12 protein-coding genes are annotated in these 18992 nt (G+C 32.7%); 3 read left to right on the top strand and 9 right to left on the bottom strand.

Translation table 11 applies throughout. The annotated features are described in order from the left end of the window. Nucleotides 1-14: 14 nt before the first annotated feature. Complete coding sequence (locus tag CD116_RS10885) at nucleotides 15-710, bottom strand: pseudouridine synthase (protein WP_047530664.1); 696 nt, start codon at nucleotides 708-710, stop codon at nucleotides 15-17. Next, nucleotides 707-2368 (bottom strand): putative polysaccharide biosynthesis protein, encoded by a 1662-nt coding sequence (locus tag CD116_RS10880; RefSeq protein WP_047426158.1) that lies wholly within the window; start codon nucleotides 2366-2368, stop codon nucleotides 707-709. The genes CD116_RS10885 and CD116_RS10880 overlap by 4 nt, the downstream gene beginning before the upstream one ends. 404 nt (nucleotides 2369-2772) lie before the next feature. Here CD116_RS10880 and CD116_RS10875 point away from each other — a divergent pair, with 404 nt between their 5' ends. Beyond that, nucleotides 2773-4041, top strand: a complete 1269-nt coding sequence (locus CD116_RS10875) for a BaiN/RdsA family NAD(P)/FAD-dependent oxidoreductase (RefSeq protein ID WP_047530666.1) — start codon at nucleotides 2773-2775, stop codon at nucleotides 4039-4041. A gap of 116 nt (nucleotides 4042-4157) precedes the next feature. On the opposite strand, the gene sasC is transcribed toward CD116_RS10875, so the two are convergent. The 4 genes from sasC to CD116_RS10855 form a co-directional block, all read right to left on the bottom strand. Next, nucleotides 4158-10694, bottom strand: coding sequence for an LPXTG-anchored aggregation protein SasC (gene sasC / locus CD116_RS10870; RefSeq protein ID WP_047550285.1), 6537 nt, complete (start codon nucleotides 10692-10694; stop codon nucleotides 4158-4160). A gap of 328 nt (nucleotides 10695-11022) precedes the next feature. Further along, entirely contained in the window at nucleotides 11023-11334 is a 312-nt protein-coding gene (locus CD116_RS10865) for a rhodanese-like domain-containing protein (protein ID WP_047550288.1), read from the bottom strand. Between the two features lie 21 nt (nucleotides 11335-11355). Beyond that, the gene (leuS, locus tag CD116_RS10860; protein WP_103325258.1) at nucleotides 11356-13773 is read right to left on the bottom strand and encodes a leucine--tRNA ligase; all 2418 of its coding nucleotides are present in this window, start codon (nucleotides 13771-13773) and stop codon (nucleotides 11356-11358) included. A 288-nt stretch (nucleotides 13774-14061) separates the two neighbouring features. Further along, entirely contained in the window at nucleotides 14062-15243 is a 1182-nt protein-coding gene (locus CD116_RS10855) for an MDR family MFS transporter (RefSeq protein WP_047530675.1), read from the bottom strand. Between the two features lie 107 nt (nucleotides 15244-15350). On the opposite strand from CD116_RS10855, the gene mnmL reads away from it, so the two are divergent. Next, on the top strand, nucleotides 15351-16304 hold the full coding sequence (mnmL, locus tag CD116_RS10850; protein ID WP_047448327.1) for a tRNA modification radical SAM protein MnmL/YtqA: 954 nt from the start codon (nucleotides 15351-15353) through the stop codon (nucleotides 16302-16304). Further along, entirely contained in the window at nucleotides 16301-16864 is a 564-nt protein-coding gene (mnmM, locus tag CD116_RS10845; protein WP_047550290.1) for a tRNA 5-(aminomethyl)-2-thiouridylate-methyltransferase MnmM, read from the top strand. Before mnmL ends, mnmM begins: the two co-directional genes overlap by 4 nt. A 106-nt stretch (nucleotides 16865-16970) precedes the next feature. On the opposite strand, the gene CD116_RS10840 is transcribed toward mnmM, so the two are convergent. The 3 genes from CD116_RS10840 to CD116_RS13990 all read right to left on the bottom strand — a co-directional run bounded on the left by CD116_RS10840 (nucleotide 16971) and on the right by CD116_RS13990 (nucleotide 18893). Continuing rightward, entirely contained in the window at nucleotides 16971-17372 is a 402-nt protein-coding gene (locus CD116_RS10840) for a transcriptional regulator, SarA/Rot family (protein ID WP_047426150.1), read from the bottom strand. 602 nt (nucleotides 17373-17974) lie between these two features. Further along, nucleotides 17975-18802: an alpha/beta fold hydrolase gene (locus tag CD116_RS10835; protein WP_047550291.1), complete on the bottom strand. Its 828-nt coding sequence runs from the start codon at nucleotides 18800-18802 to the stop codon at nucleotides 17975-17977. Continuing rightward, nucleotides 18783-18893: a hypothetical protein gene (locus tag CD116_RS13990; RefSeq protein WP_078101746.1), complete on the bottom strand. Its 111-nt coding sequence runs from the start codon at nucleotides 18891-18893 to the stop codon at nucleotides 18783-18785. The genes CD116_RS10835 and CD116_RS13990 overlap by 20 nt, the downstream gene beginning before the upstream one ends. Nucleotides 18894-18992: the final 99 nt, after the last annotated feature.

Below are 18992 nucleotides of genomic sequence, written 5' to 3'. Positions count from 1 at the left end.
CAATCATCTCCCTTTTATTTATAATTTAATTTATCAAAATCATTTTCAGTTAATAAACGATATTCTCCTGAATCTAAATCGCTGTCTAATTCTAAATCAGCAATTTTGATACGTCTTAAATGTAATACCTCATTTTGAATGCTATGAAACATTCGTTTAACTTGATGATATTTTCCTTCATAAATTGTTACGTGTGACGTTTGATTATCAATATAAGTTAATATTGCAGGCTTAACCTTGCCATCAGACAGTGTTACACCCTCTTTAAAAGCTTGAATGTCATCTTCTGTGATAGGTTTTGCTGAAATAACTTCGTATTTTTTAGAAACATGTTTATTTGGACTCATTAATTCATGATTAAAATTCCCATCATTTGTTATCAATAATAGCCCTTCTGTGTCTTTATCCAGACGACCAACAGGGAAAATATTTAGATGTTGATATTCAGGTATCAAATCAATAACTGTTTGTGACTGAAGGTCTTCTGTTGCCGAAACATATCCTTTTGGCTTATTTAGCATGATATAAACGTGCTCAATATATTTAATTATCTCTCCATGAACTAATATGCTATCTTCACTAGGTTCAATGTGTGCTTTTGGAGACTTGATGATTTGATCATTCACCGTAACAAAGCCTTTTTTTAGTATCTGTTTAACTTCATTTCGTGTACCTACACCCATATTTGCCAAAAACTTATCTATTCTCATCGTAAAAACCTAACTCTACGTCTTAATTTTTCAGGAATTTCACCTAAAAATTCATCTGCAAGACGTGTTTTGATAGTTAATGTTCCATAAATTAACACACCAACTGTTACGCCTAAAATTATAATTATTAAATAACCTAGTTTCGTTGGTTCTAGGATTAGATTTGCAAGGAAGAATACCACTTCTACACCAATCATCATTATGAATGAATATAAGAATATTTTTGCAAAATGAATCCAACTATAACTGAATTTGAATTTAGCGTATTTTTTAAGAATATAGAAATTACATCCAATTGCAAATAACAATGCAATGCTTGTACTTAACACAGCCCCCGGTGTATGGAACAACATAATTAATGGATAATTCAACACTAATTTAATCACAACTGAAGCCAAAATAACGTATACTGTTAATTTTTGCTTATCAATCCCTTGTAACATTGATGCTGTAACACTTAATAATGATATTAAAATCGCTACAGGTGCATAATAAAATAGTAATCGACTACCATCATGATTAGGATCATGACCTAACACAATTGGATCATAGCCATAGAACACAGTAAATAATGGTTGTGCTAATGCCATAATTCCAATACTTGCTGGAACAGTTATAAACATTAATACACCAATTGATGTTCTAATTTGATGGTGCATTTCATGTAATCGACCCTCCGCAAATGTTTTTGTAATATAAGGAATTAAACTTACTGCAAAACCAGCACTTAAAGATGTTGGAATCATAACTATTTTGTTTGTAGACATATTCAACATATTAAAGAAAATATCTTGTAATTGCGAAGGTACACCTACTAACGATAAAGCACCATTATGTGTAAATTGGTCTACCAAGTTAAATAATGGATAATTTAAACTTACGATTACAAATGGAATACTGTACGCAATAATTTCTTTATACATTTTTCCATATGACACATCTATATCAGTATAATCAGATTCGACCATTCGATCGATATTATGTTTACGTTTTCTCCAGTAGTACCATAATGTGAAAATACCTATAATCGCTCCAACGGCTGCGGCAAATGTTGCAATACCATTAGCTAATAAAATTGATCCGTCGAAAACATTAAGTACTAAATAACTACCAATTAATATGAAAATAACACGCGCAATTTGCTCAGTTACTTCAGAAACTGCTGTTGGTCCCATTGACTTATACCCTTGGAATATACCTCTCCAAGTTGCTAATACTGGAATAAAGATTACAACCATACTGATAATTCTAATAATCCAAGTTATGTCATCTACTGACCAACCATTTTTATCATGTACATTTCTAGCAAGTGTTAATTCAGAAATATATGGTGCCAGGAAATAAAGTACTAAAAATCCTAACACACCTGTAATACTCATTACAATAAAACTAGATTTATAAAATTTCTGACTGACTTTATATGCACCAATCGCATTATACTTCGCAACATATTTGGAAGCTGCAAGTGGTACACCTGCTGTCGCAACTGCAATTGCAATATTATATGGTGCGTACGCATATGTGAACGGCGCCATATTTTCTTGTCCACCAATTAAATAGTTGAATGGAATGATAAAAAGTACGCCCAACACTTTTGTAATTAATATACTTATTGTAATTAAAAAGGTTCCACGCACCATTTCTTTACTTTCACTCATTACGTATCTCCCTATCTCATATTTATTAAAGTTTCGTAAACTTAAAGCTATTTCTGTCTAAAAACATTTACATTATTATGAATATATCACAAAACTTTATTTCATAGTCGTATATTCAATGAAATATCATAACAAAATTATCAACACATTGTCATTGAATAATCGAAATTGAGTAGAATATTATAGATTTCCATATTAACATTATACTACTATTTGAGATGAACATTGCATAACAGTAAAAAATTCACACTTATCATGCACATTCATCTTCATTTTTTTGAAGTTCATATTATAAATATATTCAACATATTTTTCATCTCATAACACAAGAGATATAGTAAAGTTAAAAAAAGTACTATAAAATAGCAATTGAATGTCCAATAACAAATTTGGAGGAAACGTATATGTATCAAACAATTATTATCGGAGGCGGACCTAGCGGCTTAATGGCAGCAGTTGCTGCAAGTGAACAAAGCAACAAAGTATTACTCATTGAAAAAAAGAAAGGTCTAGGTCGTAAACTTAAAATATCTGGTGGCGGCAGATGTAATGTAACTAACCGATTACCATATGCCGAAATTATTAAGAACATTCCTGGTAACGGAAAATTTTTATATAGTCCATTTTCAATTTTTGATAATGAATCCATCATAGATTTTTTTGAGTCTAGAGGTGTTAAATTAAAAGAAGAAGATCACGGGCGTATGTTTCCAGTCTCCAACAAAGCCCAAGACGTAGTTGATACATTAGTGACAACTATCGAACGCCAACATGTAACGATTAAAGAGGAAGAAGCAGTTAGTCGAATCGAAGTTAATGCAGACCAAACTTTCACTGTACATACCCAAAGCAACAGCTATGCAAGTTATTCACTTGTGATTGCTACAGGTGGAACAAGTGTACCTCAAACCGGTTCAACTGGTGATGGTTATAACTTTGCCCGCGATTTAGGACATACTATTACTGAGTTATTCCCGACTGAGGTTCCAATTACATCAGCTGAACCTTTCATCAAATCCAATCGTTTAAAAGGTTTAAGTTTAAAAGATGTTGAATTATCTGTACTTAAGAAAAATGGTAAAAAACGCATCAGTCATCAAATGGATATGTTATTTACTCATTTTGGTGTCAGTGGTCCAGCTGCATTAAGATGTAGTCAGTTTGTTTATAAAGAACAAAAAAATCAAAAGACACAGCATATTTCAATGGCAATCGATACTTTCCCTGAATTAAACCATGAACAATTAAAACAACATATCACATCATTATTATCCGATACACCAGATAAAATCATTAAAAACAGCTTACATGGTCTAATTGAAGAGCGCTACCTACTGTTCATGCTGGAACAAGCTGGAATCGATGAAAATACCACATCACATCACTTATCAAATCAACAATTGAACGACTTAGTAAATATGTTTAAAGGGTTTGTATTTAAGGTAAACGGGACATTACCTATAGATAAGGCATTTGTCACAGGTGGTGGTGTGTCACTTAAAGAAATACAACCTAAAACAATGATGTCTAAATTAGTTCCGGGATTATTTTTATGTGGTGAAGTATTAGATATACATGGTTATACTGGTGGTTATAATATTACAAGTGCACTCGTAACAGGACATGTCGCTGGATTATATGCCGGTCATTACTCACATGCATCAATGGAATAATAGTATAAAATTTGGTTCGATTCTCTTTTGTAGATCAATTTTTTCATTCAATTAAAAATGACCTTAATATAACTGAGTCACTAAAAAGTGTCGTTATATTAAGGTCATTTCGTTAATTATGATTCTTTTTCATTTTTAGTACGTCTTCTAGCTAACAAAGCCGCACCTGTAATCAGTGCAAATTCTTTCAATGGTAAATCCATTCCTTCAGAACCTGTATTTGGAAGTTCTTTTTCAACTTTGCGCGATTCATGTGTCTCTTCTTTTTTATTAGGCGTACAAACTTTTGGAGCTGGCTGAATTACTTTTGGTGATACTTTCGTCGCTTCAGCTGGTAATTTAATTGCTAAAATTTCATCAACAATGAATTGCGTATGTTGTTTGATGTCATTTAATGTCGCATCTTCATCAATCATTCTATTGCCATCTGCAACATATTGATCAATTAACGCTTTTACTTTAGCTAATTGTTCTGGTGTTGCGATTGCTTTGAATTTCGCATATGTTTGTTGAACTATTTTATCAATGCGCAGTAAGCTATTTTCTTTTTCAGTAATTACTGCTTCTATATCGCCTAATGCAACATTAAATCGTTTTAAAACTGCATCAACATCAGCATTAGTGCGTGCTGTTTTTAATTCTTCATCCATTTGTAATTTTAATGCAGTTATAGCTTTTAATGCATCAGCCTTATTACGATCACTTACTTTTCGATAATTTTGCACTAAAGCAGTGACGCGTGAAATATCATCATTAATTGTTTTTTCAGCACCTGGCTTTTTAATAGGAATTACATCTAAATCATGAATTGTTTGTAGATTTAATGATGCTGTTTTATCAACTTGTGCATTGCTACGATCTTGATCAATTTGTCCAATAGCAGCGTCATAAATATTTTGTAACTGCGCTAATATACTATTTCTTTCTTCTACCGTTGCTTGAATGTTCGCTTCAATTGCTTGTTTCTTATCATTGAAAAATACTGTCAATTGTTCTCGAGCAGATGCCTTCCTGTTAATAACAGGTTCGATTTCGCGAATTTCATTTTTCCCATCATGCAATAAATATGCCACATCAGCATTAGTCACTGCACTAGCAATTTGCTGTTTAGCTTTAATTAACTCTTGTTCTACTTTAGCTATTGCAGCATTTTGTTCTTCTTCTGTCGCTTCACTATTTGCTTTGATTAAATTAATTTTATTAGTAGCGATATTTTGAATTTGTTGTAATGCTGTTGTTTTAACTGTTGTCGCTGGTTTAATTTGTGAAATAATATTTTGAGCATTTATACTATCTTGAGTAACTTGCGCAGTCTTATCCGCATGATTGATCTGATCAATAGCTTGATTAAGTGCTTGTTCTACTAAATGTTTAGCAGCTAGTCTCTCTTCTTCAGTAGATAAATCACTTTGATCAATTAGTGTATTTTGAGCTTCGGCTTTTGCACCAACAGATTGACGCGCTGCCGGTTTAACCTGAACTTTAGGTAGAATCACTTTTATGTTGTTGTTGCCATCAGTCTCAGTTAGATCCACTTCTGCATTCGTTTTGTTTTGTGCAATGTCATTTTTAATTGCATTTACAATTTTATTTAATGCAGCAATAGCAACATTTCTTTCATCTTGAGTAGTATCCAACGTATTGCGGATTGCATCGAGTTGATTATTATTATTTTCATCAATGCTATCAAGCGCTGCTCGTTTACGTCTTACTTTCGGTTTTATTTGCTCTATTGCCTTGATTGTTTGATTTCTAACATCAGTAACAGCTGCATCTTGAGTTGTATTTTCTATTTTTTGTTGCGCTTGTTTGAGTGTGTCGTCAATTAGTTGATTTGCTTCATCTAATTCATCAACCGTGGCATCTGGTGTATCTTTAATTAATTCTTCTTGATTTTCTGCACTTGATTTTATTGCTTGTTGTGCTTCAGGCTTAATTACAATATGAGGTTGTACACCTTTTAATGTGGCAATGCCATTTGTTTCAACACGTTTCACATCATTATTCGTTACTGCTTGATCGACGTTTTGTAATGCACGTTTTTCATTATTCACTAATTGATTTAAAGCAACTTGTTTTTCTTCGTCAGTCGCATGTTCAGCTTGCTCAATTTCTTGCTTTTTAGCTTCATATTGTTGCTTAACTGCATCTCTAGCATTAGCCCTAACAATATGTTCAGGTGTTACTAAAGCAATGTTATCAAGCGCTTGATTTGTTGAGTCGTTAACTTGCTGATCTGTTCTATCATTCGTGATATTTGTCATAGCTTGAGTAACTAAATCATTGATTTTATCTAACGCCGCTTGTCTTTCTTCTGCTGTCGCTTCTTTATCTTGATTGATTTGCGCACGTAATTCATTCGCTTTTTGATTGATTTTTTCACGCGCTGCTGGTTTAACTCGAGTTTCAGGTTGAATAATTTTTATCGCAGTTATACCATCTGTTGCCGCTTGATTCACTTGCTTGTTCGTTTGAGCTTGATCAATTGCTGCAAGGGCTTTTTCTTTTTCTCTAGCTAATGCTTGTGTAGCAACTTCTTTTTCATTATCTGTAGAATCATCACTATTATCAATTTGCTGTTGCTTTTCTTTAACAGCTTTTTCAATATCTGCAATTGCCTTTGGTTTAATTACTACTTCAGCTTCAACATTGTCTATAGCATTTATCGCTTGATTTGTAGTTGCATCTACTTGCTCATTTGTATGATTTTGGTTAATTTGATTAAGCGCTTGATCTTTAAATTGATTAATTTTGTTCACTGCAGCCTGCTTTTCTTCGTCAGTTGCATTAGGTGTTTGTTTAACCGCTTCAATACGCTTCGCCACTTCAGCAGTGATTTTATCTCGTGCTGCTTGCTTTTTCACTACGTCAACTTGAACAGCATCAATATTAATTTCTGCTGTTGTCGCAGCTTGATCTACTTCATTATTGGTATTCGCTTGATTAACATTTTCAATAGCTTGTTGTCTGTCTTGATTCAACGTATTAATTGCAGCATTTTTCTCATCATCTGTTGCATCTGGTGTAGCATTGATTTCAGCTAATTTAGCATTATAATGCTGATTGATTTGTGCTAATGCTTCCGTCTTTTTAACGATATTTGGTTGCACTGCATTAATTGCTTGCGTACCTGATTGTAATGCTTGATCTACTTCAGCATTTGTATCCGCTTGATTAATATTATTAAGTGCTGTTGCCAATTCTTGGTCTACTTGGTTTAATGCCACTTGCTTTTCTTCAATTGTTGCATTTGTATTTTGATTAATGGCTTGTTTTTTAGCAGTTGCCAAATCATTTAATTCTCCAGTTGCTGCTTGTTTCTTCGTTACATGTGGTTGAACAGCTCCTATTTGATTTACTGCATCATCTCTAATGCCATTCACCATTGCCGTTGTAGAAGTAACTCCGATATCATTTAATGCTCTGTTTTTAAGTGTATTGACACGATCTATCGCTTCTTGTTTCTCTTCTCTTGTTGCACCTGGTGTTGCATTGATATTTGTAATTGCTTCTCTTGCTTTTTCATTCACAGCATTTCTAGCATCTGTTTTAATTTGTGTTGCTGGTTGAATGACAGTGATAGTTTGCGTTCCCCGTTCTTTAGCTTGTGTAACCTCTTGATTCGTATCTGCTGCATTAATATTTTGTTTCGCCGTTACAAGAGCTTGATCAAGCAATTGTTGTGCTGCTTGTTGCTCTTCTAACGTCGCATCATTATTATTAAAAATTGTATTATGCTGTGTTTCCGCACTTTGGTCAATAGCATTTTTAGCATCTGTTTTTACCTTTGTAGCTGGTGCAATTGCTTGTATTCCTTGAATCGCATTTGTCTTCACTTGTTCAACATCAGCATTGGTATTAGCGTTTAAAATGTTGGTATTCGCAGCAGCTACAGCAGCATTTACTTTGTCAATAGCCGCTTGTCTTTCTTCTTGTGTCGCATCAGTATTAGCATTAATTTCAGCGATATGTTGTTGCGCATCATGTGATACAGCGTCTCTGGCTGCTTGCTTTACAACAGTTACCGGAGCAATTGGATTAATGGTATTCAGGCCATCTCCCTTTGCATTATCGACTTCATCATTAGTTGTAGCTTGATTAATTTGTTCTAAAGCATGATTCGTTGCTTGAGTTAACTCATTCAAAGCTGCATTTTTCTCTTCCTGCGTTGCTTCTCTATTATCATTAATTTGTTGTCGTTTTGTTGCTGTCGCTTGGTTAATTGCATCTCTTGCAGCTTGTTTATGTGTCACTCGAGGTACAACTGCTCCAATAATATTGATACCATTATCTTTAGCTGTCTCAACATCGGCATTTGTTGTCGCATTCGTTACATTATCAATGGCATCTGATTCGTCTGTTGTTAATTGATTTAATGCATCTTGAATTTCATCCTGTGTTGCATCTGGTGTATGATTGATAATTTCTCTTTGCTTTGCTGCTTTATCACGAATCGCTTGTTTGGCATTTGGTTTAACCACAGGTGTGGCAGTGTCTCCAGCCAAAGTTTGAATCCCTTGATTCTTAATTCTAGTAACACCATCGTCTGTCGTTTGGTCACCAATATTATCAATAATTTCATTTTTATGATCTTCGATAATTTGAATCGCATCTTGTTTTTCTTCATCTGTCAATTCATCATTTTGGGTAACTAAATCTTCCATTTGGTCAGCTTTTCTATTTATTTCATTTTCAGCATCAACACTTGGAATTAACGTATGTTGCATCTGATTTGTTAATGCATCAATATCTGCTTGTGACACTCTTTGATCTATAGGTACATTTTTACGATTTTCATCTAAAATGGATTGTGCACGTGCTTTCAATCCATTATAAATGCTAGTTGAAGCAAAAGTATAATAAGTACGTTCTACTTTTCTATCTACTTCGTGTTGTAACGCGTCCTTATTCATAATAATGTCTATTGTATAAGGATCCATTTCCACTGTATGACTTTCAGCAGGTGCATTAATAAAATCTTGAGTATATGTTTTATATGTTAATGTATCTTGAAATGTGACTCTTCTAGGTGTTGCAACGTTATTTACACGTAGTTTATACTTTAAATCCAATATTTTATCAGGCATAAGTCTTGCTGTATTCGCTGTACCTCCGCCTGTGCTCTTTATTGTAATAATACGGTTAACTGCATCATATGTCACATTCATATTATTAACATCAACACCTGAATTATTGCTTGGAAATTCTTGAGTCAAAGAATTTTGTACATATTCAATACCCTCAGGTAATTGTATTTTATATACAAAGTTATCTGGTTCTAATGAAGCACCGAAATTACCATTATTCTTTAATGAAGTTGTTACTGTAAACTCCTTATTATTCGTTGCAGTAGGATCGATTGCACGTCTCTCAACATATACATGCGAACCAGAATATAGTCCAATGGTATCGACAAAATCGTAATATTTATATCCATCTTTCAGCTGGTATATACCGTTAACATCTGTAATTGCGTCATTGTTAGGAATAAACTGTATTTTTAAATGAGATACATTTTCTGGAATCTTCAACAACCTCCAAACAGGACCAAATGCTACATTTTTTTGACCTACAACACTATCATCGTCAGCATTTTTAATGATTACTGTTGTATTACCTTGGTTGTTTCTCGTAGCCATCGTATTAAACTCAAAAATCAATTCAGAATTTGGATTAACATTTAATTGTTTTTCAATTCCATTAAAGTCTCCATGGTCGCTATGATCAGTTCCTTTCACCCTACCTAGTGCAATAACATTATCAACCGCTTGATAGTTCTTAGGATCTGAACTGTTAAACATACTTGTTCTTGCCATCACATTACTCAGAACACCAACTTTCCCCCCATTAATTAGTGTAAATCCAGGTAAATTATCAACAACTGTAACTGAAGGTGTCGAACGGTTTATACTTGGATTTATACCATTGTTATCGAAGGTTAACACTTCATTTGTTGCATTCTGCCCTGCGTTATTTGCATTTGGATCAGTCGTAGGTGTATACGCCGCTGCGTTTCCATTTGTTACTGTAACTGCAGCAGGGTCTGCTGGAGTCGCATTAGGATCTGCAGGTGCCGCACGTCTACTTCTCTTTTTCGGTCTATTAGAAGGTTGTTCTGTTACAGCAACTAACTCTGGTTTATCTGAAGAATGGCGGACATCCTCTTGTATTTCTTTCAAAGATAAATGGCGTTCTGAACTACTACTTGTACTATTAGGCATATTTAAAGAAGTAGTATTCAATGCTAAATTACTAGTACCAACATTACTTGCTCTATTAACTGTTGTATTTGTATTCGGATGATTAATGCTTTGAGTCGATGCCGTACTAGGTTGCGTATTTGGTGGTGCAACTCTATTTACGGCACTCATATTATTTTGTTTATCTAATGTTTGATTTAATGGTGTACCTGTAGTGACAGATTGACTCGGTGTATTCTGAACACTATTTCTTATGCCCTGGTTATTATTGAGTTGTGCATTTTGTGAATTTACAGGTGGTACTTGATTTGTCCCACCTTGTGCGTTATTATCCGTTGTTAACGCTTGTGCACCATTTGGGTTTGAAAGTAATAAAACTGTCCCAATTAAAGTAGAGAAAATACCTACTTTATATTTTCTAATACTATATTTATTTTTCTTTAACAAATTCATTTCATTTACCTCCTGGTTGTCTGTTCTAAGCTGGGTTGTTTAGAATTATGCTAAAAATATAAGCCCCCTATTTTGTATTTATAGCTATATTATTTTGTACAACATTTTAAGTTCACTCAATTTTATCATCATCAATTTATAAAATAAAGTTTTATTTTATTACAATTTAGTTTCTATTCCGTTATTAATATTTTCAAAAACCTAACTAGATTTATTTAGTTTGTTTCATAACTCCAGAGATTTCATACATTAAAAAAACACCAAGTAACGAATTAGTTACTTGGTGTCAAAATAAAATGAATTCTTATTTTAAATTACGTCATTCCTTTTAAATACTGTTTAACTCTAAACCTTCATTGCCCCATGCGTGCATGCCGCCTTCAACATTAACAGCTTCGATGCCATTTGCCTCTAGATATTCAACAACCTTGGCACTTCTTACACCACCAGCACATACAATATAGTAAGTTTCATTTTTATTAAATATATTTAGATTGTCCGGAATCGTATCCATTGGAACTAACTTTGCATTAGGAATATATCCCATTGCTGTTTCTTCGTCAGTACGAACATCAACAATTTTAACTGGATTTGATTCTAAAAGTTTGGATTTTAATTCATCAATAGTTATTGACTTCATTATTAATTCCTCCTTAAAACATTATTTGGCTACAATATTGACTAATTTTTGAGGAACAGCGATGACTTTCATGATGTCTTTACCTTCAATACTTGCTTTAACATTATCATTAGATAATGCAATTTCTTGCATCTCTTCTTTTGAAATATCTTTAGCAATTTTTATTTTAGCTCTTAATTTCCCATTAACCTGAACTACGATTTCTACTTCGTCATCAACAAGTAGTGTCTCATCAAATGTTGGCCAAGGTTGATACGTAATTGACTCTTCATGTCCTAATTTCGACCATAATTCCTCGCCAATATGTGGTGCAATTGGTGATAACATTTTAACAAAGCCTTCAATATATGGTTTATAAACTTCGTCAACTTTATAACATTCGTTAATAAATACCATCAATTGACTAATAGCAGTATTAAATCCTAATGTTTCAAAGTCTTCTGTTACCTTTTTAACGGTTTGGTTATAAACTTTGTCTAATGACTTGTTGTTTGTAGTTACTATTTTAGAACTTAGTGATCCGTCTTCATTAACCATTAAACGCCATACACGATCTAAGAAACGACGTGAACCATCTAATCCATTTTCACTCCAAGCAATAGCAGCATCTAAAGGTCCCATAAACATTTCATATAAGCGTAATGTATCTGCACCATGAGATTGAACGATATCATCAGGATTGATTACATTTCCTTTAGACTTACTCATTTTTTCGTTACCTTCACCTAAAATCATACCTTGGTTAAATAGTTTTTGGAATGGTTCTTTAGTAGGTACAATGCCTAAATCATAAAGTACCTTATGCCAAAATCTTGCGTATAATAAGTGAAGAACTGCATGTTCAACACCACCGATATATAAATCTACTGGTAACCAGTGTTTTAATTTTTCAGGATCTGCAAGCATGTTTTCATTTTTAGGATCGATATAACGTAAATAATACCAACAGCTACCTGCCCATTGAGGCATCGTATTTGTTTCACGACGTCCTTTCATACCAGTTTTTTCATCAACTACGTTTACAAATGAATCAATATTAGCTAACGGAGACTCTCCAGTTCCTGATGGTTTGATTTCATCAGTTTCAGGCAGTAACAGTGGTAATTCATCTTCAGGAACAGTCGTCATAGTACCATCTTCCCAATGAATTATTGGAATTGGTTCGCCCCAATAACGTTGACGACTAAATAACCAGTCTCTTAATTTATAATTAACTTTCTTTTCGCCAGCGCCTTTTTGTTCTAGCAATTGAATAGCTTTTGTAATTGCTGCTTCATTTTCTAATCCATCAAGTTCACCTGAATTAATATGCTTACCTTCACCAGTGTAAGCTGTTTTTTCAACATTTCCACCTTCAATGACTTCAATAATCGGTAAATCGAACTTTTTAGCAAATTCATAATCTCTGTCATCATGCGCTGGTACTGCCATAATTGCTCCAGTACCATATGTTGATAATACATAATCAGCAATCCATATTTGCACTTTTTCACCAGATAATGGATTAATAGCATAAGCACCCGTAAACACACCTGATTTATCTTTTGCTAAATCTGTGCGTTCTAAATCTGACTTTTTAGAAGCTTCTGTTTGATAAGATTTTACTTTTTCTTTATATTCATCAGTTGTAATTGAATCAACTAACGCATGTTCAGGACTTAAAACTAAGAAAGAAGCACCATAGATTGTATCTGGTCTAGTCGTAAATACTTCTACTTTATCATCAATATCTTTCACATCAAATGATACTTTGGCGCCTTCAGAACGGCCAATCCAGTTACGTTGCATATCTTTTAATGATTCTGGCCAATCCAAATCGTCTAAGTCTGCTAATAATTGATCAGCATACTCTGTAATTTTAAGCACCCATTGTTTCATTGGTTTACGATAAACTGGGTGCCCCCCACGTTCAGATACACCATCAATAACTTCTTCGTTAGATAAGACAGTTCCTAATGCAGGACACCAGTTAACTGCAACCTCATCAACGTAAGCTAAACCTTTGTTGTATAGCTGAATAAAAATCCATTGTGTCCATTTATAATATTCTGGATCTGTAGTATTAACTTCGCGATCCCAATCATAACTAAATCCTAATTCTTTAATTTGACGCTTAAATGTTTGAATATTTTTCTTTGTAAACTCACGAGGATCATTCCCAGTATCTAATGCATATTGCTCTGCTGGTAATCCGAATGCATCCCACCCCATTGGATGTAATACATTATATCCTTGCATCCTTTTATATCTTGAAATAATATCCGTGGCTGTGTATCCTTCAGGATGTCCAACATGTAAACCAGCACCTGATGGATATGGAAACATGTCTAAAGCATAAAATTTCTTTTGACCTAAGTTATCATTTGTTTTAAATGTTTTATTTTCGTCCCAATAGTCTTGCCATTTCTTTTCAATTTGATTGTGGTTGTAATTCAACACATTTCCTCCTATTCAATAAAAAAAGACACCTCTAACTATTTAGTCTATATAGGGACGACATTTGCCGCGTTACCACCCTATTTCACAAAAATTGTGCACTCATTTTAATAGTAAGAGATGTCATTCATTCAATTTAAAATTATTACGAATTACATTTAGTCCTTAACACTAGCTCTCAGCACCACTAGCTTTCTGTAGAAAAGCTCCAAATGAAATTAAATTATACAAATTAATATTATGTTATAACGACATTTATTTCAAGTCTATAACCTTAATTCTATTTATATATTATGCATCTATTTTTTTAGTTTGCTCATTACTTTCCTTAAAAATCATTAACAAAATCAGAGCAAAGACTAGTAATACCATCATGCCTATAAACATCATACGCATATTGAATGCATCAACTAACACACCACCAAGAAATGGCCCAAAGGCTTTTCCTACTGTAGCTGCTGAGTTTACAAAACCTTGATACTGTCCTTGTTTACCTTCTGGTGCTAATTGATTTGCAATAGTTGGAACAGCTGGCCATACAAACATTTCTCCAAAAGTTAAAATGATCATACCGACAACAAATATTGTAAAGTTTTCAGCAAAACTAGTAACAAAAAATGACAGCATAAAAATCACAATACCAACAAACATTTGTTTCTTTAAATCACCTTTTAATAAATATAGTATTGGCTTGATTAGTGGCTGTGCAACTAAAATCATTATTCCGTTTATTGTCCATAGAACACTATATTGTGCCATAGATATATTGATGGATTGTGTAAAAGATGCGATAGTGGATTCCCATTGAATATAAGCTACCCAACATATTGCAAACATAGCACAAATCAATACTAATGATATAAATCTTGCTTTATTCTTTTTACCCGTAATATCCAAATGAGTTGGATATTTAACTTTTGCTTTAATTTCGATATTAAATTGCGTAATGGCTACTAGCGCAAATACAATATACATAATAAGATTAGCGAGAAAAATATAGTTAAAGCTAAATTCTGCAACGAATCCACCCATTGCAGCACCGACAGCTACACCAATATTTTGTGCTAAATAAATGGCATTAAATGTTTGTCTACCGCCATTAGGCCAAACTGCACCTGCCATCGCATAAATAGCTGGAATAATCATTCCTCCACCAAATCCAAGCATTACTAGCCATACAGCATACCACGGCCACCCATGAAAGAAATTCAGTAGTGTTGTACTACAAAGACATGTTAAAGTACCTATTAATATCGTTTTGTATCCACCTAATTTATCGAAAAGTGAACCACCTAATAAGTTACCAATAACCATGCCAAATGAATTGATCATTAAGACTAAACCAGCAACTGTTAAACTTTTTCCAAGTTCTTGTTTCATATAAATAGTATTTAAAGGCCACAAAAAACTGGAACCAGTAATATTTAATGCCATGCCAATTACTAGCCACCAGACCGATTTAGGTATATTCATATTTCATAGTTCCTCTCTCTTTTTTGTCAAACTATTATAAACACTATAACATTAAAATATGTTAAAATCTGTACTTAGTACTATTTTTTTAGAAAGGAAAATGACTTATGGGCAATCATTTCCAATATGCATTTGAAAACAAACGCTATCACACATGGAATTACCATTTGAAAAATAAATTCGGACAAAAAATATTTAAAGTTGCATTGGATGGCGGTTTTGACTGTCCAAATCGTGACGGTACTGTTGCACATGGTGGGTGTACATTCTGTTCTGCTGCTGGCAGTGGAGACTTTGCAGGCAATAGAGCAGATTCAATTGCAGTACAATTTAAAGAAATTAAAGAAAAAATGCATGAAAAGTGGCATGAAGGAAAGTATATCGCTTATTTTCAGGCTTTCACAAATACACATGCACCTGTAGAAGTGTTAAAAGAAAAATTTGAACCTGTACTTAAAGAACCCGGTGTTGTAGGTTTATCGATTGGTACACGTCCAGATTGTTTACCTGATGATGTAGTAGAATATTTGGCTGACTTAAATAAGAGAACATATTTATGGGTTGAATTAGGATTACAAACTATTCATCAATCTACATCAGATTTAATTAATCGTGCTCATGATATGCAAACATATTATGATGGCGTTGCAAAATTACGTAAACATAACATCAACATTTGCACCCATATTATTAATGGATTACCAGGTGAAGACTACGAAATGATGATGGCAACTGCTAAAGAAGTAGCACAGATGGATGTGCAAGGCATTAAAATTCACTTATTACATTTATTAAAAGGAACTCCAATGGTAAAACAATATGACAAAGGTTTATTAACTTTTATGACTCAAGAAGAATATACAAACCTTGTTGTAGATCAATTAGAAGTGATACCACCTGAAATGATTGTTCACAGGATTACTGGAGATGGTCCAATCGACATTATGGTAGGTCCTATGTGGAGTGTCAATAAATGGGAAGTTTTAAATGGTATTGATGCTGAATTAGTACGCAGAAATTCTCATCAAGGATTGCGTTATAAGTCTAAGGTGAACCAATGAAATTAGAACGCATTCTCCCCTTTTCAAAAACACTCATTAAACAGCATACATCATCAAAAAGTATTGTTGTTGATGCTACATGTGGTAATGGCAATGATACTTTATTTTTAGCAGAACAGGTACCACTAGGTCACGTTTATGGGTTTGATATTCAAGATTTAGCTTTAGAAAATACAAGAGAAAAAATTAAAGATTTTACCAATGTCACTTTAATTAAAGACGGTCACGAAAATGTCACGAGATATATACAAGAGAATCATAAAGGATATATTGATGCAGCTATTTTTAACTTAGGCTATTTGCCAAAAGGCGATAAATCTATCGTTACAAAACCTGATACAACTATTCAAGCTATTAATTCTTTATTGACGATGCTGTCAATTGAAGGCATCATCATTTTAGTTATTTATCATGGTCATATCGAAGGACAAATTGAGAAAAATGAAATACTTGAATACTTAAGCAACTTAGACCAAAAACAAGCACAAGTTTTGCAATATAAATTTCTAAATCAGCGAAACCACGCACCATTTATTTGTGCTATAGAAAAGCTTTCTTAACAAGACTTTAAGTTATCTAATAATTTTTACATTGTAAGCAATTAGGTAACGAAACATAAAAAAGAGGTTTTCGATTTTGAAAACCTCTTTTTTATGTATTTTAGATTTATACTGCAGTAATGGCATCTAAACTATTTTGCATTGTAGTTGCTCTACTCGCAATTGCATCACTGATAAAATTCAATAATGCAACTTTCTCTTGATTTAAATTTTCATTGAAATGAATAATTACTGTTCTTTCATCATCAACAGGTCTTTCTTTGTAAATCCATTCCAATTCAACTAAATTATTATAAGTTCTTGTACGTTTATAAGGTTTTACCTCAACAAATCGATCCATTTCTTTAAGTGTCATAGATCCCTTTTGCCATAACGTTAGTAAAATTAAAATTTCTTCTCTAGACATTTTGTATTCAATCTCAATTTCACTAAAAATTGAGTTAATGTCACCCAACAATGTTTCTAATTGCAAAATCCCAAATACAGTATCGTTATTTACTTTTTTCATGCTAAACATCTCCCAATTAATAATCACATATTTAGCAACACACAAGTTATAACTTACATCCCAATAATTCCCAAAACTTATGTGTGCTAACCTATGCTTAATACTACAAGTGTAAATAAACTTGTTTACTATTCAATTGTCAAAGTTGAATAAAATTAAATAAGTATAAAAACCAATAATCGATAGAGTTAATATTTAGAAATAAGATAATAGTACATAAAACTAATCACTCTATTACATATTAATTTTATAATTTATATACAAAGAAAATATATCAATATTACCATTAAATTGCAACAATTCTACATATATTTCTTCAAAAAAGATACACATTAAATTTTTATTACATATAACTCTCATGTAAAATGATTAAACTAAATTAATTAGTTACCTTGTATTTTAACCAATTAGGTTCAACTGGATAATACCAAATCCTTTATTTATCACGATTTGATTTTGATAAATCAAAAGTTTTAACATAATAAATAACGTTAACTTCTTTAATAATTAAAAGTTCTGTGTCTATTAATCATGTCATAGTTTGTTCAAAAATTATAAAAAAAGATGAGCTCATTTTGACTCATCTTTACTAAATCTAATTATTAAATTTCTTCGATTTCTTCTTCTTCAACAATGAATCCCATAGTATTGACACTATTATTTAAAAACGTCAAAATATAACGCATTACTTCATCACGTTCTGGCTCATTATGTACTTCATGATAAAAACCTTGCCAAGCTTTGAAATATAATTCCGGTGTTTGATATTTAACTTTAAACTCATCAATTGCTCTTGTATCAACTATTAAATCTTTAGTTCCATACATAAGCAATGTTGGCAATGGTTGAATGTCATGAATATGAGACATCGTATTTTTCATTGTTTCATTTATCGTATTGTACCAATGATATGTCGCTTTTTTTAGCATTAATCCATCATTTTCTGTTTCTTCTACAATTTCTAAATTACGTGTTAAATCTTTTGCTTCTACACCAACATTAAAACGTGTATCTTTTGAAATTTTACCTATATTTGAAATGAGTTTATCTTTACGATTTTTACCATTTTTTTGAAGTTCTAACATAGGTGATATCAACAGCATGCCCTCAATAGGTAATTCAACTTTTTCAAGTAAATTTAATAATATTAAACAACCAAGTCCTACGCCTAAAACATAAGTTGGAATTTTATATTCATTAGCGATTTTCAACCAATCTAGCAAACTTTCATGATATGTTTGAAAATTTTCAATTTGACCTTTATTCGCTCTAGATGTTTGTCCTTGACCTGGCAAATCTCCCATTATCACATGATAACCATTTCGTCTTAACATCGTAATAACATATGCATATCTTCCTGTATGTTCTAATATATTATGAGCAATAACAACGACGCCTTTTGCATCATTTTCAGCTTCCCACTTCCACATTCTTATACTGCCCCTTTTTGATAATCTTCAATAACATTATTATAGCAAATTCTGCATGTAGATTTCTATTTATAGTATTATTGTTGTCCATATTATTTAATATAAATGAAATCAACACAAACAATGGTGTAATTATACATAATTATTTTTAATTGTTTTTGATGAAAACGCTTTCTCAAATATTTTTTTC

The sequence above is a fragment of the Staphylococcus schweitzeri genome (assembly GCF_002902405.1).
Lineage (GTDB): Bacteria > Bacillota > Bacilli > Staphylococcales > Staphylococcaceae > Staphylococcus > Staphylococcus schweitzeri.
The sequence above is the reverse complement of the archived record's forward strand: the minus strand, read 5'-3'. Positions and strand labels throughout refer to the sequence as shown.